The organism is Rhodococcus sp. RDE2 (assembly GCF_020885655.1).
In the GTDB taxonomy this organism is placed as follows: Bacteria; Actinomycetota; Actinomycetes; order Mycobacteriales; family Mycobacteriaceae; genus Rhodococcus; species Rhodococcus pyridinivorans.
Genome location: NZ_AP025186.1, coordinates 4,255,095 through 4,276,258 on the forward strand (window position 1 = coordinate 4,255,095; position 21,164 = coordinate 4,276,258).

Sequence of the window (21,164 nt, forward strand, 5' to 3'; positions counted from 1 at the left end):
TCGTCTTGCGGGGCGAGAAGCCGACGGCGAGGGCGTCGCCTTCGCGTCCGCTGGCGTATCGGTAGTGGTACCGGCCGAAACCGACCATCAACGGTCCCCACATCACCGCCGGCTGCCCGGTGACGTCGTGCATCAGGTCGTGCAGTGCCCATCCGTCGGCGCGGCGTACCGGATGGTCGACGGCGTCGAGGAACTCCGACACCGGACGATCGGTGGGCTGGGTCTTGTTCTCGGCCATGATCGGCACTCTTCCAGCGAGTGCCGACAGATACCTGTCACGGCATGTCCCGCAGGTCCTCGATGCGGTGGTCGAACTCGCCCTCGGTGTCGTCGACCGCGTCCTCGACGCGGCCGTTCTCGAGCGGCCGGTACACGAAGACGGTGTTCAGGCCGACCTCGTGGGCGGCCCGCAGATCGTAGGGATGCGACGCGACCATCGCGGCCCGGGACGGATCGACCCCGAGATAGCGGCAGGTGCGTTCGTACAGGAACCGTTCGGGTTTGAAGGCACCGAACAGTTCGGCTGTGAGGATGGCATCGGCCTCGAGCTGCTGGTCGCGGAAGAGCCCGATCATCGTGGCCATGTCCGTGTTGGACAGTGTCGCCACCAATGCCTGGGAACGGAGTTCTCTCAGCCCGGGCCGCACGTCCGGCCATGCCTCGAGGCGTTGCCAGGCCCGTGCCGTCTCGATGCGCACGTCCTCGGGAAGGTCGATCCCGAACTGGTCGCACACGTCGCCGAGTCCGTCGACGTAGGAGTCCTGCACGCGGTACCACTTCTCCACCGACTGGTCGAGACGGAGGATGCGTTCGTAGTAGTCGCTTCTCCAGGCCCGCACCAGGTCACCTACGGTCGCCGGATCGGCGTCGGGTCCGAGGGCTTCGGCCACCGCCCGGGTGACCGGGGTGTAGAAGTCCATCAGCGTGCCCTGCACGTCGAAGATGTACGCGTCGTATCGGCTCACGCCCTGGAGCATGCCCGATCGCGCCTGCCCGAAACTGCTTTCCCGAACCCGCACGCCGATGTGACCCGCGTCTCATACTGGGACCGAAGCGTCGCCGCGCTCCGGGGGTGCACCATGGACGACCTGGCGGAATTCCGTCACGATCTCGATCGGATCGAACACCGCGTCGCCGGTGAGGTGATCGTCGGCCGCTCGCGGGTCCGGATCCTGGCCGGGTGCGTCGCCCTGCTGGTCGTGGGTCTGCTGCTTCCCCAGGCCACTTCGGTGACGTCCCTGACGACCCTTCTGCGCTGGGACTCCGAGGCCGCAACCCTTCCGCTCCGTGTCTTCGACGTCTTCGTGGTGGTGTTCGGCATCCTCGTACCGCTCGTCGCATTGCTCCGCCGCCGGTGGGGTGCCGCAACGATCGCGATGCTCGGTTCGGGGGCAGCGTCGATGGTGGGGTTGTTCGCCGTCTGGTCACAGGCCGGGATGGTCGCCCACACCTCTCACGCACCGCACGTCGGCCTGTATCTGTGCTGGGGCGTGGTGATGGCATCCACCGCGGTGTGGCTGCCCGTCGTGCTCTCCACCGCTCCCCTGCGCAGCGCTCCTCCGGTCACCTCCGGGGTTCTGACTCCCCGGAACGGGCGCTGACCGCACCCTTCGCCGCTCGACAGTGGCGCACGACACGCTTGCAGTGCAACACTGTAATCAGTGCAACACGCACAGGTTGATCGGTGCGACACGCACCGGGTCGCGTCCCGAGGAGGACATCATGCGACATTCACACATCCACGGATTCGGACGACCGGGCGGCTGGCAACAGGCCGACATCCCCGACGCGAGCGATGCCGCCGAGTGGTTCGCCGGCAGGCTCCCCGACGACTGGTTCACCGGACCACCCGACATCGAGATCGACAGAGAGGAAATCTTCGTCGTCGGCCCCCTCGGGGTACCCGACGGCACGAGCGACACCGAGATCGACGGACGCATCGCTCGCTTCCGCGAGACCACACGCGCCGACCGGATGCGCATCGCCGACGAGGCCGAGGCCCGTTACGGCCGCAAGGTGGCCTGGGGCGTGAAGGTCGGCGACCGGACCGACTTGTTCACCCACCTCGCCGTCCCGGTCATGACGCGGCTGCGTCAACCCGAACGGCAGGTGCTCGACACCCTCGTCGACGCGGGGGTCGCACGGTCCCGTTCCGACGCGCTGAAGTGGACCGTCAGGCTCGTAGGTCAGCACTCCGAGCAGTGGCTCCAGGAGCTGCGGGAAGCGATGAAGAAGGTCGACGATCTGCGTTCCGAAGGTCCGCAGGTCTGACCTCCGCGACTCGGAGAACCCAGTCCCGCGCCGTCGCTACGGAATCCACCGTGGCGACCCCGCGGGGGGCGGCGGGCCGGCGCACGACGATCACGCGCACTCCCAACTCGTCCGCGGCGTCGAGTTTGCCGCGGGTGAGCGAACCACCCGAGTCCTTCGTGACGAGGGTGTCGATCCTGTTGTCGAGCAACAGACTCCGTTCGTCATCCCTGTCGTAGGGACCGCGTCCGAGCAGCACGGACCAGTTCGGTGGCAGTTCGATCGCGAGCGGGTCGACCACGCGCACGAGCACGTCGTGCGCAGCGAGCGGTCCGACGAAGCGGTCGAGAGTCTGCCGTCCCGTACTGAGGAAGATCCGCCGGCCGGTCGCGGCGGCTTCCGCGGCGGCGTGGTGGTCGTCGGCCCATGTCCACAGACCGTGCCGGTCGTGCCAGCCGGGTCGCTGCAGGCGCAGCAACGGCACGTTCACAGCGGCGCAGGCCGCAGCGGCGTTCGCACTGATGCCGGCGGCGAACGGATGGGTGGCGTCGACGACGGCTCGGATACCGCGCTCGTTCAGGTACCGGGCGAGGCCCTCGGCGCCACCGAATCCTCCGATGCGCACCGGACCGACGGGCAGGCGCGGGTTGCGGACCCGGCCTGCGAGCGAGGACTCGAACTCGATCGCGTCGTCGTCCAGAGCAGTGGCGAGAGCGCGTGCTTCACCGGTTCCGCCCAGGATCAGGACCGTCATTGCAGAGTCCCCTTCAGCACCGGCAGGGCCTGTTCGTCGGACAGCATGTCGAGCAGGGCGTCCATATCGAGGTGCTCGTCGACGAGGTCGGCGAGTGCCTCGATGCGGGACTCGCGTGCAGCCGGGAAACTCATTTCGCCGGTACGGATCTCGCGGCCCACCGACGCAGCGACCTCGCGCAGCCACGCCCACCGCAGACCGTCCCCTTCGAGGGCGCCGTGCCACATGGTGCCGAAGACCGAGCCCACGCGGGTGCCACCGAGGAAGTCGGTTTCCCCGTCGACGGTGATGCGTCCGTGGTGGATCTCGTAGCCGGAGGCAGCCACATCCAACGCCGTACCCGTCGGCAACCGCAGGACCTTCTCGGGTCCGAATGTGGTTCGGACCGGAAGTAATCCGAGACCCGGCATGCTCGCGCCGGGCACACCCTCGACGCCGTGCGGGTCGTCGATGCGCGTGCCGAGCATCTGGAAGCCGCCGCAGATACCGAGGACCGGTCCGCCTCGGCGGGCGTGCTCGACGATCGCGGTGTCGAGTCCTCGCGAGCGCAGCCACGCGAGATCCGCGAGGGTCGCGCGTGTTCCGGGCACGATCACCACGTCGGCGCCGGTGAGCGCTCGCGGGTCGTCGACGAAGCGGACCCGCACGTCCGGTTCGAGGCACAACGCGTCGACGTCGGTGAAATTGCTGACGCGCGGCAACAGCACGACGGCGATGCTCAGTGCGCCGTCACCGTCGTGTGCGGGGCGGGAAGTGAGGGCGAGCGAATCCTCGGAATCGAGCCACAGGTCGCGCTGCCACGGCAGCACGCCGAGCACAGGGCGGCCGGTGAGTCGTTCGAGCGAGTCGAGTCCGGGCTTCAGGAGCGAGACGTCTCCGCGGAACTTGTTGATCACGAAACCGCGGATCAACTGCTGATCCGCGGCGTCGAGCAGGGCCAGCGTCCCGAACATCGAGGCGAACACGCCACCGCGGTCGATGTCGCCGACAACGACGGTCGGTATCGAACCGTGTTGCGCCAGGCCCATGTTCACGTAGTCGTGGTCGCGCAGGTTGATCTCGGCCGCGCTCCCGGCACCTTCGCACACCACCACGTCGAACCGGCGACGGAGGTCGTCGAATGCGCCGAACGCGGCCTCGGCGAGATGCCGCCGCCCACCGGCGAACTCGCCCGCTTCCAGCGCACCGGCCGGTCGGCCGAGCACGACGACGTGACTGCGCCGGTCGCTGCCGGGCTTGAGCAACACGGGGTTCATCGCGGCCTCGGGGATCGCACCGGCGGCCACCGCCTGGATCCACTGAGCGCGTCCGATCTCCGCACCCTCGCTCGTCACCATCGAGTTGTTCGACATGTTCTGCGCCTTGAACGGCGCGACTTTCAGGCCGCGCCGCGACAAGGATCGGCAGATCCCGGTGACGACAACGGATTTCCCTGCGTCCGAGGTCGTTCCGGCGACGAGCAGACCCGAACCCATGGCGTCAGGCCGAGATCGTCACGCGACGGGAAGCGCGTTCGGTGAGGTAGGCGAAGACCACACCGAGCACCGCCCACAGGGTGAGCTGCACGGTGAACGACGCGACCCGGAACTCCCACAGCAGCGTCGCGGGGAAGCCCTCCCCCACCTCGTCGATGCTCGGCAAGGCGAGATATCCGAGACCCACCACGACGAGGAAGGCAACCGCCGGGCCGGCGATGCGGACGGTGTGCAGATCCTGGGCGGCCAGCGCCTTCGCCACAGCGACGGCCACGGCGATCGCGACGAGCCCGAGAGCGACCGAGGCGAGCCACAGCAGGGTGCGTTGATCGATCGTGTCGGGATCACCCACGGCCGGCGGGTTCGCCGGATACTTCACGAACGGGACGGCCTCGACGGCGAGCCATGCCCCGGCCGCCCCGAACAATCCGAGCTTCCAGCCCGGCATGTCGGTGAGGCGACGCGCGAAGTGCAGCACCGACGCGTAGAGGGCGCCGAGCGCGAGACCCGCGAGGGTCGTCGCGAGGAAAAGTCCGGCCTTCTGACCGGTACGGTCGACGAGCGCATCCTCGCCGTGACTGTGACCGTGGGATTCCCCGGTGGTCGCAGCGTGGTCGTGATCGTGCGAATGCGCTTCGCCGGCAGCTTCTTCGAGCGCGATCGCGGATTCGATGTGGGGTTCGCCGACGACGAACGCGACACCGCCGGCGAGCAGACCCGCGACGAGTCCGGCGAGCAGGCCCCGCAGCAGCAGGTGGAGGTAGGTTCCGGGCATCGTGGTCCCCGTTCTCAATGGCACGGAAGACCGAGGAGGTGCCGGCCGTCGTGCATCAACTCGTGCATGAACATGCCGGTGCGCGAGATCGCGCCCTGATCGAATCCGACCAGGTAGAGAACGAGAAATGCCGCGACGATCACTGCGGCGAGAGCGGCTGCGAGTGCCGCGGAACCGAGCGACTCGTCGGGGGTATGGACAACAGCCATGACAATCCTCCTGGGATTTCGCGTCCCATTCGATTCCGTCATGTACCGCGGGAGTTTTCTGGCTTCCGAAGATTTCGACCTCTCCGGTTACAGTGGCGCGACCGCTCCGGTTCTCCACCGGATTGCCTACACCTCGGCACATGTTTACCGACGAACCTTCGCATCGCTCGGTCGACGATGTCAAGCGGAGAGGACGTACCTGCCGTGACCCGATTGTTCTTCGTCGCACACGCTTCCACGCATGCGACGGAACAGGCCCGGTTTCCGTGCGACGAACCGATCTCCGAACGAGGCCGCCGCGAACTCGGACGAGTCGCGGCGCCGGTCGTCGACCGGTGGGTGTGCGCACCGGAGCGACGCGCGGTCGACACGGTCCACGCCTTCGGCGTCCCCGCCGAGATCGACTCCGCGCTGCGCGAGCTCGACTACGGCAGGTGGTGCGGGGCGACGATGGGCGACGTGCCCGAGAGCGACCTGGCGATGTGGCTGACCGAGCCGGCGGCGGCACCGCACGGCGGCGAGTCGGTCGAGGACCTCATCCGCCGTGTCGGCACCTGGCTGGCAGCCCAGGACGACGGCTACGAACGGGTCGGGGTGGTGACGCACCCGGCGGTCGTGCGGGCGGCGACGGTGTGCGCTCTCGACGCTCCGGCGTCGTCGTTCCGGAGGATCGACGTGGGACCGCTGGACGTCGTCCGGCTCTACGGCGGGCCGGGTCGGTGGACGTTGCGGCCGAACCGATTCGCGCGATGAGCTACCAGGTGACATCCTTCTCGCACTGCTTGCCGTCGACCGTCGACTCGACCTGGACGGTGGCGTGCTCGAGCCCGTGCGACGACAGCGCGGTGCGCGCCGAGTCGAGGATCCACTGCGGGTCGTGGTCGCTGACGAGATGCACGGTCGCCACGTCCATGCCGGTGGTCAGCGTCCACACGTGCAGGTCGTGCACGCCGTACACGCCGGGCAGCGCCAGCAGGTCGGTGCGCAGCAGGTCGACGTCGAGATGTGCGGGCGAGGTCTGGGTGAGGATGCGCAGCGACTCGGCGGCCAGTCGCAGGGCGCGCGGCACGACCCACAGGGAGATGAGCACACCGACGACGACGTCGGCCAGGCTCCAGCCGAAGATCATGACGAGTGCGCCCGCGATGAGGACGCCGACCGACCCGACGGCGTCGGCGAGCACCTCCATGTAGGCGCCGCGCACCGCGATGCTGTCCTTCGCGTCGGCCCGCAGCATGAGCATCACGACGATGTTGGCGGCCAGTCCCGCGAGGGCGGTGACGATCATGGGCAGGCCGGGAAGCTCGGGGGCATCGCCGATGCGGTCGATCGCCTCGTAGAACACCCAGCCTGCGACGCCGAGCAGCAGCACCGCGTTGACCATCGCGGTGAGGACCTCGGCGCGGTGCCAGCCGAAGGTGCGCGACGCCGCGCTGCTCCCACGTCGGGCGAGGATGAGGGCGACCATGCCCATGGACACCCCGACGACGTCGGTGAGCATGTGGCCCGCGTCGGCGAGCAGGGCGAGAGAGCCGATCAGGAGACCGACGAGCGCCTCCAATACGAAGAACGCTCCGAGGATGCCCAGCGCGAAAGCCATGCGCCGGATGACGGCGCGCGTGGGACCGGCGCCCTGACCGTGACCGTGGCCGACGCCGTGTGAGTGCCCGTGACCCGAACCCATCGAACTCCCTCTCCGAACCTCGGGCCATCGTATGCACGAATGCGCATATGTTTCAACGGCTACGTGCCCGGCGGGCTCGGAGGGCTTATTCGTCCGGGTCGTAGGCCGGATGTTCGACGGTGGGAGGAAGGGTCGCGATCGCGGTGATCCGCTTGAGTCCGGCGGTCTGCAGCAGGTCGACGAGCAGCGACCTCATCTGCGCGAACACCACCGTCGCCGACACTCCTGCCCCGGCGATGAGTTCGGGATCCATCTTCTTGGCGATGCTGCGCAGGACACGCGCAGCCTCGGCCTGGTCGGGTTGCTCCCCCGGCTCGGCCAGAACCATCTCACGAAGGACGTCCACGGCGTCGGCGACCTCGACGAAACGGTGCACCAGCCGCGAGTCGAGGATCTCGTCGTCGCGGACGAGAGTCAAGGAACGTCGCGCGAGCACGCGGATGTTGCGCATCGCGTGATCGATCGGGTCGGCGGCAGCCGTCAGGACCGCGAGACGCTTACGGCTGTTCCAGTACAGCGGCGAGATCCGGCTGATCTCCTTGCCGCCCTTGAGGTTGGATCGCATCGCGTCGATCGCGGGCTGAGTGGCGCGGGCCTGCCGCAGCGCTTCCTCGATCGGCTTCGGATTGTTCTCGACGAGGCCGGACTCCACCTTGCGCAGTACCTCGCTCGCGGTGGCGAGGATCTCGGCCGCATTGCGGCGCGCCCGCCGCACCGGATGCGTGGGAATGAGCGCGACCACTGCAATCCCCGTGAGCCCCCCGATGAGAGCGTCGACCATACGGTCGACACCCCCGGTGCCGCCGGGCGGCAGAAGGGTGGCGACAAGCACCGCGGAATTACCCGCCTGCATCGAGAAGATCGGGCCGCTGTTGAGCGCCACAGCGGTACCCATCGCCATCATCACGACCAGTGCGATCTGCCACGGTCCACTACCGATGAGAGAGACGATCAGGTCGCCCACGCCGATCCCGACGGTCACACCGCAGACGAGTTCGACGGAACGCCGCAACCGGGCGCCGAGACCGAGCCCGAGGGAGACGACTGCCGCGATGGGTGCGAAGAAGGGCTGTTGGTGCCCGACCAGATCTTTCGCGACCCACCACGCCAGACCCGCCGCCAGCGCGCACTGCACGATCGGCAGCGCCGAAGAGCGCAGCCGTTCGAACGAGTCGGTCAGGCGCTTACGAGCTCCCTGACGGGTGGGTCGACGCCGGGTCGCCGCGGACAGTCTGTTCGACACAGACATGTACGGGCGTCTATTCGACGCCGAGTTCTTCCGCTGCCCGCGGGTCGCAATCCTCGAGCAGGTCCAGGCAGCGGGCGTGCTCGTCCGACTCACCGATGGTTCGGGCTGCCCGGGCCAGCACGGCGACGCAACGCAGGAAACCGCGGTTGGGTTCGTGGCTGTAGGGCACGGGACCGAAACCCTTCCAGCCGTTGCGGCGCAGCTGGTCGAGGCCGCGGTGGTATCCGGTGCGCGCGTAGGCGTAGGCCTGGATCGTCTCGCCACTGTCGAGTGCGGCCTCGGCGAGGTACGCCCATGCGATCGAGGCGGTGGGATGGTCGGCTGCGACCTTCGCCGGGTCCTCGTTGTTCAGCAGGGCCGACTCCGCGTCGTCGTCGCCGGGGAGAAGGGTGGGCTGCGGTCCGAGAAGATCACCGAAAGACGTCATGGGGTCATTGTGCCCTTCCGTGGCGAAGGCTCGATAGAGTCCCCGGGTAACCGCAGGCCGTCGAGCGAGGTGCAGCACGTTGTCGGACCCGAAGAACGAAGAGTCACCCGAGCAGACTTCGACGACCCCTTCTGTCGAGACACCGGACGAGAGTACGGAGAACGAACCCCCTGTCGAGCCGGCGGCGACCGACGAAGCAGCCGCAGAAGAAGCAGTATCCGAGGACGCAGTGTCCGAGCATGCAGTGTCCGAGCATGCAGTGTCCGAGCATGCAAGGGGCGCGGGAACCGAGAAGGCCGACGAGCCGGCGGAGCCGGTCTCCGAGGAACCTGAGGAGCCGACCAGCGATGCGGCGTCCTCGGGTGAGGACGCGAGCAGCGACGAGCCGGGGCAGACTGCGGACGAGAGCGTCGCGACGGACGAGACCGTGGCGGTTCCCGTCGTCGAACCCGAGACCGTCGAGTCCCGCCCGACCCCCGAATCCGAGCCCGCGCCCGATGTCACCTCCGCCGCCGATGCGCCCACCGTGCAGATCCCGGTCCGCAGCCACGTGCCCAAGGCGCCACCGCAGCGCATCGCTCCGCGCGGCGAGGAACCTCCGGTTCAGCCGGAGCCCGCCCGCGTCGCCGTCCAGCCCACGCCCACGCGCATCCCGCCGGCCCGCGACAAGAGCCGCGGTCGTCGGCTGATCGCTGCCGGAGCAGCGGCCGTGCTGGTGGTCGTCGCGATCGTCGCGGCCGGGGTGATCGTGTTCCTGAAGGACCGCGCCGACAACTCCCCCGAGAGCCGGATCCGCGCGAGCATCGACACCTTCGTCGGAGCACTCGAATCAGGCGACCTGGCGACCCTGCGGGAGTCGACCTGCGGAGCGCTCTCCGACTTCTACGAGACGGTCGATCCGGAGAACTTCCGCGACATCCACCGGCTCGCCGTCGAACAGGGCGAGATCCCGGTGGTGACGAGCGTCGACCGCATCCAGATCACCGAGGGCACCGCCATCGCGCAGGTCACCGCGCACACGGTGAACGATCCCGGCGATGTCACCGACCGCACCTTCGACCTCACGCTCGACGGCGAGCAGTGGAAGGTCTGCAGCGAATAACGGGACGACAGCGACCACGAGTGCGCAGAAGTCGTCGTTCGCCCTCGGCGTGTCGCGACGATTTCTGCACACCGTAGGGACGACGAAGGGCGCCGACGAGAACGTCGGCGCCCTTCGGGTATCGGTGAGCCCTACTTGGCCGAGACCGAGCGTCCCGCCGACTTGAGGTCGTTGCAGGCCTCGATGACACGCTGCGTCATGGACGCCTCGGCCTTCTTGAGGTAGCTGCGCGGATCGTAGGTCTTCTTGTTGCCGACCTCGCCGTCGATCTTGAGCACACCGTCGTAATTGGTGAACATGTGTGCCGCGATCGGGCGGGTGAACGCGTACTGCGTGTCGGTGTCGACGTTCATCTTCACGACGCCGTAGCTCAGCGCCTCGTCGATCTCCGACTTCAGCGAGCCCGAGCCGCCGTGGAAGACGAGATCGAACGGCTTCGAACCCTCGGGCAGCCCCAGCTTCTTCGACGCGGCAGCCTGGCCCTCGGCAAGGACGGACGGCTTGAGCTTGACGTTGCCCGGCTTGTAGACGCCGTGGACGTTGCCGAAGGTCGCGGCGAGCAGGTACTGGCCCTTGTCGGCGCCGAGCGCGTCGACGGTCTTCTCGAAGTCCTCGACCGTGGTGTAGAGCTTGTCGTTGATGGCGTTCTCGACGCCGTCCTCTTCACCGCCGACGACGCCGATCTCGATCTCGAGGATGATCTTCGCGGCCTTGGCGGCGGCGAGAAGTTCCTGCGCGATCTCGAGGTTCTCGTCGATCGGGATGGCCGAGCCGTCCCACATGTGCGACTGGAACAGCGGGTTCTGTCCGTTGTTCACGCGCTCCTGCGAGATCGCGATGAGCGGACGGACGAAGCCGTCGAGCTTGTCCTTCGGGCAGTGGTCGGTGTGCAGAGCGATCGTCACGTCGTACTTCTCGGCGACGACGTGAGCGAACTCGGCGAGTGCCACGGCACCGGTGACCATGTCCTTCACACCCAGACCCGAGCCGAACTCGGCGCCACCGGTCGAGAACTGGATGATGCCGTCGCTGCCGGCGTCCGCAAAGCCCTTGATGGCGGCGTTGATCGTTTCGGACGAGGTGCAGTTGATGGCCGGGAACGCGAAGGAGTGCTCCTTCGCGCGGGCGATCATCTCGGCGTAGACCTCGGGAGTCGCGATAGGCACAGCGGCTGTCCTCCAGATGAGAGTCGATCGGCACCCCACCGGGATGTGGTGGGTGCCCGGTTGTCCTTGCAGTATGTCAAGTGACACGTCCGTTCGATACTCGGGCCGTCCCGGGTGGGTGTCGGGATTCGGGGAGAGGTGGACCCCGCCGGTACCCTGGACCGCGTGACTGTGTTCGAAGCCTCGGAGTCCGTGACCAATCTGGCCCTGATGCCGGGGTTTCTGGATCCGGTCAATCTGCTCAATTCGTTCGGAACCTGGATGCTCATCGGGCTGCTGCTCGTGGTGTTCATCGAGTCCGGACTGCTGTTCCCGCTGCTCCCCGGTGATTCACTGCTGTTCACCGCGGGCCTGATCGCAGCGGCCAAGTCGGCGGAGGTCGAGCCGTTCGCCCCGCTGTGGGTGCTGATGGTGACGATCCCGATCGCGGCCGTCCTCGGCGACCAGGTCGGTTACCTCATCGGTGCGAGGGGCGGCACCAGGCTGTTCAAGCCCGACGCGAAGCTCTTCAAGCAGGCCTACATCGACGAGGCGCACCAGTTCTTCCTGCGTCACGGTCCCGCGATGATCTTCCTGGCACGTTTCGTGCCGATCGTGCGCACCTACGCCCCGCTCGTGGCGGGCGCCGCGAAGATGCCCTACCGCGTGTTCATCACCTACAACGTCCTCGGCGGCATCGTGTGGGGTTCGGGTGTGACGCTGCTCGGCTACCTGCTGGGACAGATCACCTTCATCGCCGACAACATCGACATCATCTTCCTGGGCATCGTGTTCGTTTCGGTGATCCCGATCATCACCGAGGTCGGCAAGCGCGTGCTCAGCTCGCGTCGCGCGGCCAAGAACGGTGAGGCGCCGGCCGCCGAGACAGAAGCCGCGACGATGCCGATCAACCGCATCGAGTCCAAGTAGGAACGGTCCTCACACCGCAGAAGGTGGATTCCGCCCGTCGAACGAACGGGTCGGAATCCACCTTCTCCCGTTTCATGACCGCGAGGCGGCGACAGCGTAGGCAGCTTCCATGAGCATCCACCCGCCGAGCTGCACCGACATGTCGCGTTCGGCGACGGCCGACTCGCGGACGGTGCCGCCCGCGAACCGCGCGACCGAGGTGCCCAGGCCCGGTAGCCGCGCCTGCTTCGACCAATCGCGACCGAAGACCGGCAGCTCCTCGACCTGCAGCCGGTTCTCCCAGGCGGCCTCCGCCGACGCCAGCACGATGCGTGCCGCGACGTTGCGGGCACGGATGTCGTCGCCGTCGACGACGGGCAGTGTCGTGGCGACCATCGCGAGGTAGCGGGCCAGGATCCCGTTGAACAGTCCTCCGTCACCGCCTCCCCCGCCGGTGACGACGCTGCGCTCGGTGAGGTGATCGTCGACCGCGGCGACGAGCGCGTGGACCCTGCGGCGGTGCCGGGGGTCGTCGAGTTGCAGGGCGAGTTCGGTCTCGAGGCCGAGCGTCACACCCTGGCAGTAGCTGTAGATCGCGCGTTCGTGTACGCCGTCGCGGATGCCGTCCAGGACGAGACCCGTTTCGGGGTCGAGCAGCACGTCGTGGATCCAGTCGGCCATCTCCTCGGCGCGGTAGACCTTGCCGGTGCGGGCGAGCAGCAGCGCCGCCGGACCGTTCGCGGGGGCGTTGAAGAAGGTGTCCCGCCGGCGCCACGGGATGCCGCCGCCGCTCTCGGGTTGCCAGGCGTCGACGAGCTCGTCGACGAGGGTCGCGATCGCGCCGCGGTGGTCGACGTAGAGATGCCGTTCGGCCCGTTCGAGCGACAGGCCGAGCCACGCCATGTCGTCGTAGTAGTTGTTGGTCCAGCCGGTGAGGTTGCGGATGCGGTGGGTGCGCGCGAGCCGCACGACGCGGCGCCGGCGACGCGGGGTGGCGTCGCGCTCGGCGGCGTCGACGGCGGTGTCGATCAGGTGCGCCTGCCACCAGTAGTGCCAGGAGAGGAACAGCCGCTCACGTCGGACGGCGGGCCATCCGACCACCCCGAGCGCGGTGCCGGGGAGGGCCCAGAGACGACGGATGTGCCGCGACACGATCGCACCCTCCGCGGCGTCGGCCCGCTCCGACCACCGGGCGGCCTCGACTCCGTCCGAACGCTGTCCTGCTGCGGTGTTCATCACCCTCCACACTGCCCGACCGGCGGCCGCCCCGACGACGGTCCGCGCGACTTTCATCCCGGAATGCGGGGCAGGTGTTACCAGGCGTCCGAGAAATCGGCGTGCTGCCGGATCCACGCGTGCATCGCGATCCCCGCGGCGACACCCGCGTTGATGGACCGCGTGGAGCCGAACTGGGCGATGGAGACCGTCATCGAGGCGACGTTGCGGGCCGCTTCGGTGACGCCGGGCCCCTCCTGCCCGAACAGCAGCAGGCAGCGGCGCGGCAGGGTCGCCGTCTCCAACCGGACCGAGCCGGGGGTGTTGTCCACCGCGACGATCTCGAGGTCCTGTTCGGCCGCCCACGCGACGAGCGCGTCGACATCCGAGTGGTGGAGCAGGTGCTGGTAGCGGTCGGTGACCATCGCTCCGCGCCGGTTCCATCGGCGTCGTCCGACGATGTGCACCGTGCCCACGGCGAACGCGTTGGCGGTGCGTACGACCGTCCCGATGTTCGCGTCGTGGGCGAAGTTCTCGATGGCGACGTGCAGCGGGTGCCGGCGACGGTCGATGTCCGCGACGATCGCCTCGCGGGTCCAGTAGCGGTAGGCGTCGACGACGTTGCGCCGGTCGCCGTGGGCGAGCAGCTCGGCGTCGTAGCGCGGATCGGTGGGCGGCTCGGTGCCGAACTCCTCGATCCACGGGCCGACGCCGTGCGGGTGCTCACCCCACTCGGTGGGGCCCGCGTCCTCGACGGCCGGTTCGGAATGCGTGTCGGTCACCGTCAGAACGTCTCGTTCGAACCTGCTGCGACGCGGAAACCGTGGCCGGTGGCGTCGTTGGTACAGGTCACGTCGGCTGCGGTGGTGGCGCACGTGTAGCCGAGCTGCGACAGCGACGACCCTGGCGGCAGGGCGGGGCTCGCCCCGTCGGGCGAGAGGTAGACCGGTCCGCCGGAGCACACGAACTCCCCTTCACCGGAGTCCTGCACGCGGATGCCGAGTCCCCAGTTGACCATGCAGTCCTCGGGTCGCGGCGGGATCGGATCGGTCGGTCCTTCGCAGCCCGCCTCGGTGCGGGTGGGCAGCCGGACGATGCCGCATTCGAAGGTGCCATCGGGGCTGCTGAAGTAGTACGACTCGTTGCGCTGGTACTCGACCTGCGCGAGCGGAGCGGGTTCCTCCGGGGAGGTCTCCGGCTCAGCTGCCGATTCGGTCGTCGACGGGGTCGTCTCTTCGGTGGTACTCGGAGCGATCGTCGTGGACGAGGTCGTCGAGGCAGCCGCCGAGGTCGTCGTCGACGTCGCTCCGGAGTCGGCCTCCGGCCCGTCCGCGGAGCCTCCGCATCCTGCGACGAACAGTGCCGCACCCGCGACGACTGCGACCGGCCACATCCGAATTCTCACGCAACACCCTTCCCGACGACATGCGGGTGTCACTCTATCGAGCGGTGTCAGTGGCCGGTCAGGCGCCGGTTGACCAGGCGATTCATCCATCCGGGCGACACCTGGGCGAGCGTGGCGAGCACGGTCGCCTGCCGGCCCACGGGCCGATGCACCCGTCCCGAGCGCCGCGTGGGGCGGGTCGCGTCGAACACCGCGCGGGCGACGTCGTCGGCGCCGAGGTTCACGCCCAGGGAGCGTCGCGAGCCGATGTCCATCCCGTCGACCATGTTCGTGTCGACGAACAGCGGCCACAACGCCTGCACCTTGATGTCGTGGCGGGCCCACTCGAGTTCGAGTGCTTCGGTCAAGCCGCGCACCGCGAACTTGGTGGCGCTGTAGGTGGCGAGCTCGGGCTGTCCGTAGAGCGCCGACGCCGAGCACATGTTCACGATGTGCGCGCCGGGGGTGTCGCGGAGATACGGGAAGGCCGCGTGGCAGCCGAGGACGACACCGGTGACGTTGACGTCGACGATCTGGCGGTGCCGGCTCGCCGGGGTGTCCTCGAACGGTCCGGACGACAGCAGCCCGGCGTTGTTGACGAGGACGTCGAGCCGGCAGTCGGTGCAGAACTCCTCGAGTACGCGGGTCCACGCGGGGGTGTCGGTGACGTCGAGGGCACCGGTGACGATCCGCCCCGCGGTGATCGAGGCGCCCTCCTCGGCGAGGCTCGCGAGCCCCGCGGTGTCGATGTCGAAGGCACCGACGCGGTAACCGTGACGGGCGAAGAGCAGGGCTGTGGAGCGGCCGATACCGGCGGCGGCTCCGGTGATCACCACGCTGGGAGCGGACATGGCATCACCCTAATCACGGGCGGGAGCCGACGGCGCGCAGCGGGGATAGGCTGGGATCGGAGGAGCTGTGAATCGTCGTATCGTTGCCACCGTCGCGTTCGTCACCGTGGGATATGTCGTCGTTCTCGCGTTGTGGATGCACCTGTTCCTGCCGATCTCCGAACCCGGCACCGAGGGCTTCCAGGTGGTCTTCCTCGTCTGCCTGTACGGCACCGTGCTCGGCCTGTCGATGGCGCTCGCGGGTCGCCGCTCGAAGGTCATGCGCCGCATCGAACGCGAGGGTTACGAGGGATGGGCGACCATCCGTTCCGCGACCCCGCTCGATCTGACCTCGACCGGTCAACTGACGCGGCTCGATCTCGAGCTCACGGTGCCCGGCTCGGAGTCCTATCGCGGCACGGTCGTCTACGAGGTCGACCGTCGCAACCTGCAGCGCTACGCGCCCGGGGAGGTCGTGAGCATCTGGGTGGACCCGCTCGACCGCGACCGGATCGTCCTCTATCCCTGACTCTCCCGGCTCGTGAGAGCGAGGAGCCCTTCCACGAGCAGCAGCTGGGCCGCGGCGTAGGTGGCGAGCACGAACCCTTCCGCCGCCGCGCGCGTCTTCTCGTCCTTCAGCAGGGTGCGGCGCACCACGATCAATCCGTCGGACAGCGTGAAGGTCAGGCCGCCGAGACCGAGCCAACTGCGCCTGTCGGCACCCGGCACGACCAGTCCCGCGCGCACGCGCGCACCGGGCGCGAGGGCGGGGTCTCCGGCAAGGGTCGCAGTGGTGGCGAGCAGGGCGCCGTATCCGGTCAGCGGCGCGGCCACCGAGCGGTTGCGGGCGGCGAGCAGACCGGCCGCACCGGCCAACGCACCGGCACGCTGCACCGCGACCGGCTTCGAGACCCGCGCACCGCGCCGGACGAGGATGCTCGAGTAGGCGGTCTGCATGACGCCGAAACAGGCTGCACCGTTCAGGATCCGGCGGTCCTCGTCGGAGCGGATCATCGCGATGTCACCGAGGGTGGCGGCTGCGAGACCCGCGACCAGCAGGGCGGTGTCGGCGCGATCGGTGTCGCGGGAGCGGCGCAACACCCGCACGGCGAGTGCCGGTGCGATGAGCGGTTTGGCGATCTGCTGCAGCTTCTCGTTCCCCGACACTCCCCCGACCACGGTGGCGGCCGACGCCGCCGCGAACACCGCGTGCTCGACGCCCCACCTCTTGCGACTGAACCAACCCATGCGCGCACAGTACCCGGCTGCATCGATCATCCCGCAAGCGTCAGCAGCGGCGCGCACCGCCGGACGCCGTGGCGCGCAGGAAGGTCGGCGCCGGCAGGTCGCGCTGCGCAGCGGCGTCGGCGACGGCCTGCCGCACCGAGTCCACGCGATTGTCCTCGCACAGCGCGATCGCCGAACCGCCGAAACCGCCGCCCACCATCCGGGCGCCGAGTGCGCCGGCAGCGACGGCCGCGTCGACGGCGGTGTCGAGCTCGAGGCAGCTGACCTCGAAGTCGTCGCGCAACGAGCGGTGCGACGCATCGAGCAGGGGTCCGAGATCCCGGATCCGCCCTGCCCGCAACAACTCCGCAGCCTCCTGAACGCGGGCGATCTCGTCGATCACGTGCCGGGCGCGGCGACGCAGGACGGGATCGTCGATCGGGTCCGCCGACGAGGCGTCGCGCAGGCTCTCCACACCGAGGAGCCGGGTGACGTCCTCGACCTCACGGCGGCGCTGTCCGTACTGCCCGTCGGCGAGCTCGTGTCCGGTGCCGGTGTCGACGACCAGCACCGTCAGCCCGCGGGCTTCCGCGTCGAACGGGATGTGTTCGCTGCTGCCGTCGGCGAAGTCGAGGAGCAGCGCGTGGCCGGGACGTGCGTGGAGGGCGATCCGCTGGTCGAGCCCACCGGTGGGAGCACCGGCGTAGTCGTTCTCCGCGCGCACGCACGCCGCGGCGAGCCGATCACGACCGTCGTCGTCGAGAGGCAGCCCGCACAGGTCGGCGAGCGCTACCGCGACCGACGTCTCGAGCGCTGCGGACGACGAGAGTCCCGCTCCGACGGGCACGTCCGACGCGACCGCGATGTCCGCACCGGTCAATCCCGGCGCGTCGAGCGTCCAGATCACGCCGGCGACGTAAGCGCCCCAGCCGTCGACGTGCCGGTCGCGCAGATCGAGGTCGACGTCGTCGAAACCGGAACTGCGCACGCGCAGCAGATGATCGGAGCGGCGACGCACCGCGACGACGGTGACCTGCGGGATCGCCATCGGCAGGCACAGACCCCCGGCGTAGTCGACGTGCTCGCCGATGAGATTGACGCGCCCGGGAGCGCACCAGCAGCCCTCGGGTTCGGTGCCGAACTCGGCCGCGAACAGTGCGCGGGCGGTCTCTGCGAGTGTCATGGCGCCACCTCACGCAGGCGTTCGGCGATCCGTTCGGGGGTGGTGTCGCTGATCCACGCGCCCATCGCAGATTCGGATCCGGCGAGATATTTCAGCTTGTCCGGGGCCCGCCGCAACGAGAAGATCTGGCAGAACAGTCGCACGTCCCCGGGAGGTGCACCGACCGGTGCCTGGTGCCAGGCGGCGATGTAGGGGGCGCGGTCGACACCGGGGAAGAACCGGTCGACGCGGCCGAGCAGGTCGCGCTGGATGCCGGCGAGTTCGTCGCGTTCGTGCTCGTCGAGGGCGGCGAGATCGGGGATGTCGCGGTGCGGAACGAGGTGCAGCTCGACGGGCCAGCGTGCCGCGGCGGGAACGTATGCAGACCACGCGTCGCCGGAGAACACGAGCCTGGTGCCGACGCGTCGTTCGGCGTCGAGGATGTCGCCCTGCAGCGACCTGCCGGTCCGCAGGCGATGCTCGCGGGCGCGGTCGAGCAGGGCCTGCGGGCGCGGCGGGACGAACGGGTAGGCGTAGATCTGTCCGTGCGGATGCTGCAGTGTCACACCGATTTCCACGCCGCGGTTCTCGAAGCAGAAGACCTGCTCGACATCCGGCAACTGCGACAACGCGGCGGTGCGGGCGGCGAGCGCATCGATGACGGTGCGCGCCCGGGGCACGGAGAGGTCGGCGAACCGGGCGTCGTGGTCGGGGGTGAACGCGACGACCTCGCAGCGGCCAGTCGCCGGTCGCCGCGGCCACAGACCCTCGTCGTCGACGAGATCCTCACCGGCCGAGGGCGCCCCGAGCGACGGGAAACGGTTCTCGAACACGACGACGTCGTAGTCGTCGGCCGGGATCTCGGTGCACGCGTCGGCCCTGCTCGGACACAGCGGGCAGTCGACGGCCGACGGCAGGAAGGTGCGGTCCATGCGGTGGGCCGCGAAGGTGACCCACTCCCCCGTCAGCGGGTCGCGGCGCATCTCGGAGGTCGCCGCAACCGGCGGCAGGTCGCGGCGGTCGTGGAGGTCGCGGGTCGCGGCACCGGAGACGAACGGCTCGGTGTCGTCGAAGTAGATCAGTTCCCGGCCGTCCGCGAGATGCGTGACGGTCTGCCGGACCCGCGTCCCCACGCGGCTACTTGTCGTCCAGACCCAGGTCGGCGAGGCCGAGTAGGGAACGGTACTCGACGCCTTCGGCGGCGATGACCTCGTCGGCGCCGGTCGCGCGGTCGACGACGGTTGCGACACCCACGACGATCGCGCCGGCCTCGCGCAGCGCCTTGACGGCGGTGAGGGGCGAGTTGCCGGTGGTGGTGGTGTCCTCGACGACGAGCACACGCTTGCCGGTGACGTCCGGTCCCTCGATCTGCCGCTGCATGCCGTGGGCCTTGGCGGCCTTGCGGACGACGAAGGCGTCGATGGGCCGGCCGGGGGCGTGCATGACGGCGAGAGCGACGGGGTCGGCACCCATGGTCAGGCCGCCGACGGCGTCGAAGTCCCAGTCGGAGACGAGTTCGCGCAGGAGCTTGCCGATGAGGGGGCCGGCCTCGTGGTGCAGGGTCGCGCGGCGCAGGTCGACGTAGTAGTCGGCTTCCTTACCGGACGACAGGGTCACGCGGCCGTGCACCACCGCCAGCTCGCGTACCAGTGCTGCCAGTTCGTCGCGGTCACTCATTGCGTCCTCACCCGTCGTTCGGCGGCGCGACGCCGGTGCGGTCGCGCTCGTGTCGGGGAACGAGCCTAGTCGCTGCGGGTCGCAGGTCAGGCAGCGACGGTGTCGGAGGTCGCCTCGGACTCCGACCGGACGTCGCTCTCGACAACCTTCGCATCGACGGTCTCGGGCCTGCGGGCCGGCTCGGATGCGGCGACGGGCGCGGGCGCCTCGAACAGCACGACCGGTCCGACGGCCGCGAGCTTCGCGAACAGCGAGGTGGGGAATCGGCCGACCGCGGTGTTCAGGGTGCTGCCGAGGTCGTTGTGTACGCGGACGGCGCCGGCGATGCGCTGCTCGCGGGTCTGCAGTTCCCGGGCGACCCGGATGAACGGCCAGTGGTTGACCCCTTCGAGTCCACCGATCAGCTCGTGCAGCGTCGCGGACAACGCGTTCTCGGCACCGGCGCGTTCGGTCAGGCCGAGACGCTGGTCGCGCACGCCGATGGCGAGCGAGCGGGCGCCGACGACGGGCCGGATGCGCTCACGTTCGACGCCGGCACCGGCCGACGCCGCGATGAGCGCGGGCACGAGATCGTAGCGGTCGTCGAGTTCGTGGAGGAGCAGGCGCAGGCTCTCCCGGTGGCGTTGCTGCAACGTCCGAAGACGGCGCACGCCTGCGCGCAACCACAGCACCACCGCAACCACGACAGCAACACAGAGCACCACAGCCACAGACGTCACGCGCAGAAATGTACCGAGCGCACGAATCGCGTCGAAGACTGCACCCGGCGTGTCCTGCGCGGTGTATCCGTACCGTGATCTGGCAACGCCCGCCGTCAGTTCGTCCGTGGCGATCGGGTGCTGTCGCGGCCGCAGCCGATCAGGTGCGGCCGCGACCGTTGCCGAAGGTGTTGGTCAGCTTCCGCACGAGGTTCTGCGGCACCAGTCGTCCCGCCGTGGCGAGCACCTTGTACTGCAGCCCGGGGATGCTGCGGACCTTCCCCTTGTCGAGGTCGGCGAGCGAGGTGCGCACCACCTGGTCGACGTCGAGCCACATCAGGTTCGGGGTGGACGACATGTCGATCCCGGCACGCCGATGGAACTCGGTGCGCACGAAGCCGGGGCACAGTGCCTGCACCCGCACGCCCGTGCCGGCGAGGCCACCGGCCAGTCCTTCGGTGAACGACACGACGTAGGCCTTGCTGCCGGAGTAGGTGGAACCGCGCCCGGGCAGCAGCCCGGCCACGCTCGCGACGTTGACGATGTCGCCCCGGCCCGCCTCGTTCATCGATGGGAGCGCGGCGCGGGTGAACGCGACGACCGAGGTGACATTGACGTCGAGCTGCGCCTGCAGCAGCGCCGGGTCGGCGGTCCAGAACTCGCCCGTCGTGCCGAAGCCGGCGTTGTTGACGAGCATGTCGACGCCGCGGCCGAGGCGTTCGACGACGAGATCGCGACCGTCGGCACTTGCCAGGTCGGCGACGATGATCTCCGATGCCGCCCCGAACTTCTGCTTCAGCTCGGCGGCGAGTTCGTTGAGGGCGGGACGGGTGCGGGCGACGAGCACGAGGTCGTAACCGCGACTCGCGAGGGTGCGGGCGAAACCCGCACCGATTCCCGAGGTGGGGCCGGTCACGAGCGCAACGGGACGGGCGGAAGTCATGGCCGCCACACTAACCACACGCGGCGTGCGCGACCACCTCTCGGAAAGC

25 protein-coding genes and 1 riboswitch are annotated in these 21,164 nt (G+C 69.0%); of the genes, 6 read left to right on the forward strand and 19 right to left on the reverse strand.

Annotated elements, in window-relative coordinates; translation table 11 throughout:
* Positions 1-275: 275 nt before the first annotated feature.
* A complete protein-coding gene (locus LPH33_RS19815; RefSeq protein WP_324256220.1) occupies positions 276-977 on the reverse strand; it encodes a haloacid dehalogenase type II in 702 nt (233 codons plus the stop codon).
* A 102-nt stretch (positions 978-1,079) separates the two neighbouring features.
* Here LPH33_RS19815 and LPH33_RS19820 point away from each other — a divergent pair, with 102 nt between their 5' ends.
* Together LPH33_RS19820 and LPH33_RS19825 are read left to right on the forward strand one after the other, a co-directional pair.
* Positions 1,080-1,601, forward strand: coding sequence for a hypothetical protein (locus LPH33_RS19820; RefSeq protein WP_060650506.1), 522 nt, complete (start codon positions 1,080-1,082; stop codon positions 1,599-1,601).
* Between the two features lie 121 nt (positions 1,602-1,722).
* Entirely contained in the window at positions 1,723-2,271 is a 549-nt protein-coding gene (locus tag LPH33_RS19825; RefSeq protein ID WP_060650844.1) for a hypothetical protein, read from the forward strand.
* On the opposite strand, the gene LPH33_RS19830 is transcribed toward LPH33_RS19825, so the two are convergent.
* Genes LPH33_RS19830 through LPH33_RS19845 form a run of 4 tightly spaced genes read right to left on the reverse strand, consistent with a single transcriptional unit; the run spans position 2,174 to position 5,463 of the window.
* Positions 2,174-3,004 (reverse strand): cobalt-precorrin-6A reductase, encoded by an 831-nt coding sequence (locus tag LPH33_RS19830; RefSeq protein WP_229565592.1) that lies wholly within the window; start codon positions 3,002-3,004, stop codon positions 2,174-2,176. The genes LPH33_RS19825 and LPH33_RS19830 overlap by 98 nt on opposite strands.
* Positions 3,001-4,479, reverse strand: a complete 1,479-nt coding sequence (locus LPH33_RS19835) for a cobyric acid synthase (protein ID WP_229565594.1) — start codon at positions 4,477-4,479, stop codon at positions 3,001-3,003. The genes LPH33_RS19830 and LPH33_RS19835 overlap by 4 nt, the downstream gene beginning before the upstream one ends.
* A 4-nt stretch (positions 4,480-4,483) precedes the next feature.
* Positions 4,484-5,254 carry a CbtA family protein gene (locus LPH33_RS19840; RefSeq protein ID WP_229565595.1) on the reverse strand — a complete coding sequence of 257 codons (771 nt, stop codon included), beginning with the start codon at positions 5,252-5,254 and terminating at the stop codon, positions 4,484-4,486.
* A gap of 14 nt (positions 5,255-5,268) precedes the next feature.
* A complete protein-coding gene (locus LPH33_RS19845; protein ID WP_229565597.1) occupies positions 5,269-5,463 on the reverse strand; it encodes a CbtB domain-containing protein in 195 nt (64 codons plus the stop codon).
* Between the two features lie 31 nt (positions 5,464-5,494).
* Positions 5,495-5,639, reverse strand: a riboswitch (cobalamin riboswitch).
* 28 nt (positions 5,640-5,667) lie between these two features.
* On the opposite strand from LPH33_RS19845, the gene LPH33_RS19850 reads away from it, so the two are divergent.
* Positions 5,668-6,216: a histidine phosphatase family protein gene (locus tag LPH33_RS19850; RefSeq protein ID WP_229565598.1), complete on the forward strand. Its 549-nt coding sequence runs from the start codon at positions 5,668-5,670 to the stop codon at positions 6,214-6,216.
* Between the two features lies 1 nt (position 6,217).
* Here the strand turns inward: LPH33_RS19850 and LPH33_RS19855 are convergent, their stop codons facing one another.
* The 3 genes from LPH33_RS19855 to LPH33_RS19865 all read right to left on the reverse strand — a co-directional run bounded on the left by LPH33_RS19855 (position 6,218) and on the right by LPH33_RS19865 (position 8,823).
* Complete coding sequence (locus LPH33_RS19855; protein WP_060650502.1) at positions 6,218-7,147, reverse strand: cation diffusion facilitator family transporter; 930 nt, start codon at positions 7,145-7,147, stop codon at positions 6,218-6,220.
* 85 nt (positions 7,148-7,232) lie between these two features.
* A complete protein-coding gene (locus LPH33_RS19860) occupies positions 7,233-8,396 on the reverse strand; it encodes an FUSC family protein (protein WP_229565600.1) in 1,164 nt (387 codons plus the stop codon).
* A gap of 10 nt (positions 8,397-8,406) precedes the next feature.
* A complete protein-coding gene (locus tag LPH33_RS19865) occupies positions 8,407-8,823 on the reverse strand; it encodes a DUF3151 domain-containing protein (RefSeq protein ID WP_006552986.1) in 417 nt (138 codons plus the stop codon).
* A gap of 229 nt (positions 8,824-9,052) precedes the next feature.
* Here LPH33_RS19865 and LPH33_RS19870 point away from each other — a divergent pair, with 229 nt between their 5' ends.
* The gene (locus LPH33_RS19870) at positions 9,053-9,925 is read left to right on the forward strand and encodes a hypothetical protein (RefSeq protein WP_229565601.1); all 873 of its coding nucleotides are present in this window, start codon (positions 9,053-9,055) and stop codon (positions 9,923-9,925) included.
* A gap of 131 nt (positions 9,926-10,056) precedes the next feature.
* Here LPH33_RS19870 and fbaA read toward each other — a convergent pair whose 3' ends face one another.
* Positions 10,057-11,091 carry a class II fructose-bisphosphate aldolase gene (gene fbaA / locus LPH33_RS19875; protein WP_060650500.1) on the reverse strand — a complete coding sequence of 345 codons (1,035 nt, stop codon included), beginning with the start codon at positions 11,089-11,091 and terminating at the stop codon, positions 10,057-10,059.
* A 210-nt stretch (positions 11,092-11,301) separates the two neighbouring features.
* On the opposite strand from fbaA, the gene LPH33_RS19880 reads away from it, so the two are divergent.
* The gene (locus tag LPH33_RS19880; protein ID WP_153008322.1) at positions 11,302-12,000 is read left to right on the forward strand and encodes a VTT domain-containing protein; all 699 of its coding nucleotides are present in this window, start codon (positions 11,302-11,304) and stop codon (positions 11,998-12,000) included.
* A 72-nt stretch (positions 12,001-12,072) separates the two neighbouring features.
* Here the strand turns inward: LPH33_RS19880 and LPH33_RS19885 are convergent, their stop codons facing one another.
* From LPH33_RS19885 to LPH33_RS19900, 4 genes are all read right to left on the reverse strand, one after another.
* Complete coding sequence (locus LPH33_RS19885) at positions 12,073-13,215, reverse strand: glycoside hydrolase family 76 protein (RefSeq protein WP_060650840.1); 1,143 nt, start codon at positions 13,213-13,215, stop codon at positions 12,073-12,075.
* Positions 13,216-13,292: 77 nt separating this feature from the next.
* Positions 13,293-13,976 (reverse strand): TrmH family RNA methyltransferase, encoded by a 684-nt coding sequence (locus LPH33_RS19890; protein WP_060650499.1) that lies wholly within the window; start codon positions 13,974-13,976, stop codon positions 13,293-13,295.
* Positions 13,977-13,978: 2 nt separating this feature from the next.
* Positions 13,979-14,587, reverse strand: a complete 609-nt coding sequence (locus LPH33_RS19895; RefSeq protein WP_229568414.1) for a hypothetical protein — start codon at positions 14,585-14,587, stop codon at positions 13,979-13,981.
* Positions 14,588-14,646: 59 nt separating this feature from the next.
* Complete coding sequence (locus LPH33_RS19900; RefSeq protein WP_229565603.1) at positions 14,647-15,429, reverse strand: SDR family oxidoreductase; 783 nt, start codon at positions 15,427-15,429, stop codon at positions 14,647-14,649.
* A 67-nt stretch (positions 15,430-15,496) separates the two neighbouring features.
* Here LPH33_RS19900 and LPH33_RS19905 point away from each other — a divergent pair, with 67 nt between their 5' ends.
* Positions 15,497-15,937 (forward strand): hypothetical protein, encoded by a 441-nt coding sequence (locus LPH33_RS19905; RefSeq protein WP_019291044.1) that lies wholly within the window; start codon positions 15,497-15,499, stop codon positions 15,935-15,937.
* Here LPH33_RS19905 and LPH33_RS19910 read toward each other — a convergent pair.
* The 6 genes from LPH33_RS19910 to LPH33_RS19935 all read right to left on the reverse strand — a co-directional run bounded on the left by LPH33_RS19910 (position 15,928) and on the right by LPH33_RS19935 (position 21,115).
* Positions 15,928-16,656: a lysoplasmalogenase family protein gene (locus LPH33_RS19910; RefSeq protein WP_060650496.1), complete on the reverse strand. Its 729-nt coding sequence runs from the start codon at positions 16,654-16,656 to the stop codon at positions 15,928-15,930. The two genes, LPH33_RS19905 and LPH33_RS19910, sit on opposite strands and share 10 nt — an antisense overlap.
* A gap of 40 nt (positions 16,657-16,696) precedes the next feature.
* The gene (gene galK, locus LPH33_RS19915; protein ID WP_229565605.1) at positions 16,697-17,818 is read right to left on the reverse strand and encodes a galactokinase; all 1,122 of its coding nucleotides are present in this window, start codon (positions 17,816-17,818) and stop codon (positions 16,697-16,699) included.
* Entirely contained in the window at positions 17,815-18,930 is a 1,116-nt protein-coding gene (gene galT, locus LPH33_RS19920; RefSeq protein WP_229565606.1) for a galactose-1-phosphate uridylyltransferase, read from the reverse strand. The genes galK and galT overlap by 4 nt, the downstream gene beginning before the upstream one ends.
* Positions 18,931-18,934: 4 nt before the next feature.
* On the reverse strand, positions 18,935-19,474 hold the full coding sequence (gene pyrE, locus LPH33_RS19925) for an orotate phosphoribosyltransferase (protein WP_059384645.1): 540 nt from the start codon (positions 19,472-19,474) through the stop codon (positions 18,935-18,937).
* Positions 19,475-19,560: 86 nt separating this feature from the next.
* Positions 19,561-20,148: a LemA family protein gene (locus LPH33_RS19930; protein WP_060650839.1), complete on the reverse strand. Its 588-nt coding sequence runs from the start codon at positions 20,146-20,148 to the stop codon at positions 19,561-19,563.
* A gap of 184 nt (positions 20,149-20,332) precedes the next feature.
* On the reverse strand, positions 20,333-21,115 hold the full coding sequence (locus tag LPH33_RS19935; RefSeq protein WP_229565609.1) for an SDR family NAD(P)-dependent oxidoreductase: 783 nt from the start codon (positions 21,113-21,115) through the stop codon (positions 20,333-20,335).
* Positions 21,116-21,164 lie beyond the last annotated feature (49 nt).

Bases quoted from the DNA above. Each gene is read 5' to 3' on its own strand.
- LPH33_RS19895 (WP_229568414.1), bottom strand. From the start codon at position 14,587: ATGTGGCCGGTCGCAGTCGTCGCGGGTGCGGCACTGTTCGTCGCAGGA.
- LPH33_RS19880 (WP_153008322.1), top strand. From the start codon at position 11,302: ATGCCGGGGTTTCTGGATCCGGTCAATCTGCTCAATTCGTTCGGAACC.
- LPH33_RS19885 (WP_060650840.1), bottom strand. From the start codon at position 13,215: ATGAACACCGCAGCAGGACAGCGTTCGGACGGAGTCGAGGCCGCCCGG.
- LPH33_RS19815 (WP_324256220.1), bottom strand. From the start codon at position 977: ATGCTCCAGGGCGTGAGCCGATACGACGCGTACATCTTCGACGTGCAG.
- LPH33_RS19820 (WP_060650506.1), top strand. From the start codon at position 1,080: ATGGACGACCTGGCGGAATTCCGTCACGATCTCGATCGGATCGAACAC.
- pyrE (WP_059384645.1), bottom strand. From the start codon at position 19,474: ATGAGTGACCGCGACGAACTGGCAGCACTGGTACGCGAGCTGGCGGTG.
- LPH33_RS19845 (WP_229565597.1), bottom strand. From the start codon at position 5,463: ATGGCTGTTGTCCATACCCCCGACGAGTCGCTCGGTTCCGCGGCACTC.
- LPH33_RS19935 (WP_229565609.1), bottom strand. From the start codon at position 21,115: ATGACTTCCGCCCGTCCCGTTGCGCTCGTGACCGGCCCCACCTCGGGA.
- LPH33_RS19835 (WP_229565594.1), bottom strand. From the start codon at position 4,479: ATGGGTTCGGGTCTGCTCGTCGCCGGAACGACCTCGGACGCAGGGAAA.
- LPH33_RS19830 (WP_229565592.1), bottom strand. From the start codon at position 3,004: ATGACGGTCCTGATCCTGGGCGGAACCGGTGAAGCACGCGCTCTCGCC.
- LPH33_RS19860 (WP_229565600.1), bottom strand. From the start codon at position 8,396: ATGTCTGTGTCGAACAGACTGTCCGCGGCGACCCGGCGTCGACCCACC.
- galK (WP_229565605.1), bottom strand. From the start codon at position 17,818: ATGACACTCGCAGAGACCGCCCGCGCACTGTTCGCGGCCGAGTTCGGC.
- LPH33_RS19910 (WP_060650496.1), bottom strand. From the start codon at position 16,656: ATGGGTTGGTTCAGTCGCAAGAGGTGGGGCGTCGAGCACGCGGTGTTC.
- LPH33_RS19865 (WP_006552986.1), bottom strand. From the start codon at position 8,823: ATGACGTCTTTCGGTGATCTTCTCGGACCGCAGCCCACCCTTCTCCCC.
- LPH33_RS19855 (WP_060650502.1), bottom strand. From the start codon at position 7,147: ATGGGTTCGGGTCACGGGCACTCACACGGCGTCGGCCACGGTCACGGT.
- LPH33_RS19900 (WP_229565603.1), bottom strand. From the start codon at position 15,429: ATGTCCGCTCCCAGCGTGGTGATCACCGGAGCCGCCGCCGGTATCGGC.
- LPH33_RS19840 (WP_229565595.1), bottom strand. From the start codon at position 5,254: ATGCCCGGAACCTACCTCCACCTGCTGCTGCGGGGCCTGCTCGCCGGA.
- LPH33_RS19825 (WP_060650844.1), top strand. From the start codon at position 1,723: ATGCGACATTCACACATCCACGGATTCGGACGACCGGGCGGCTGGCAA.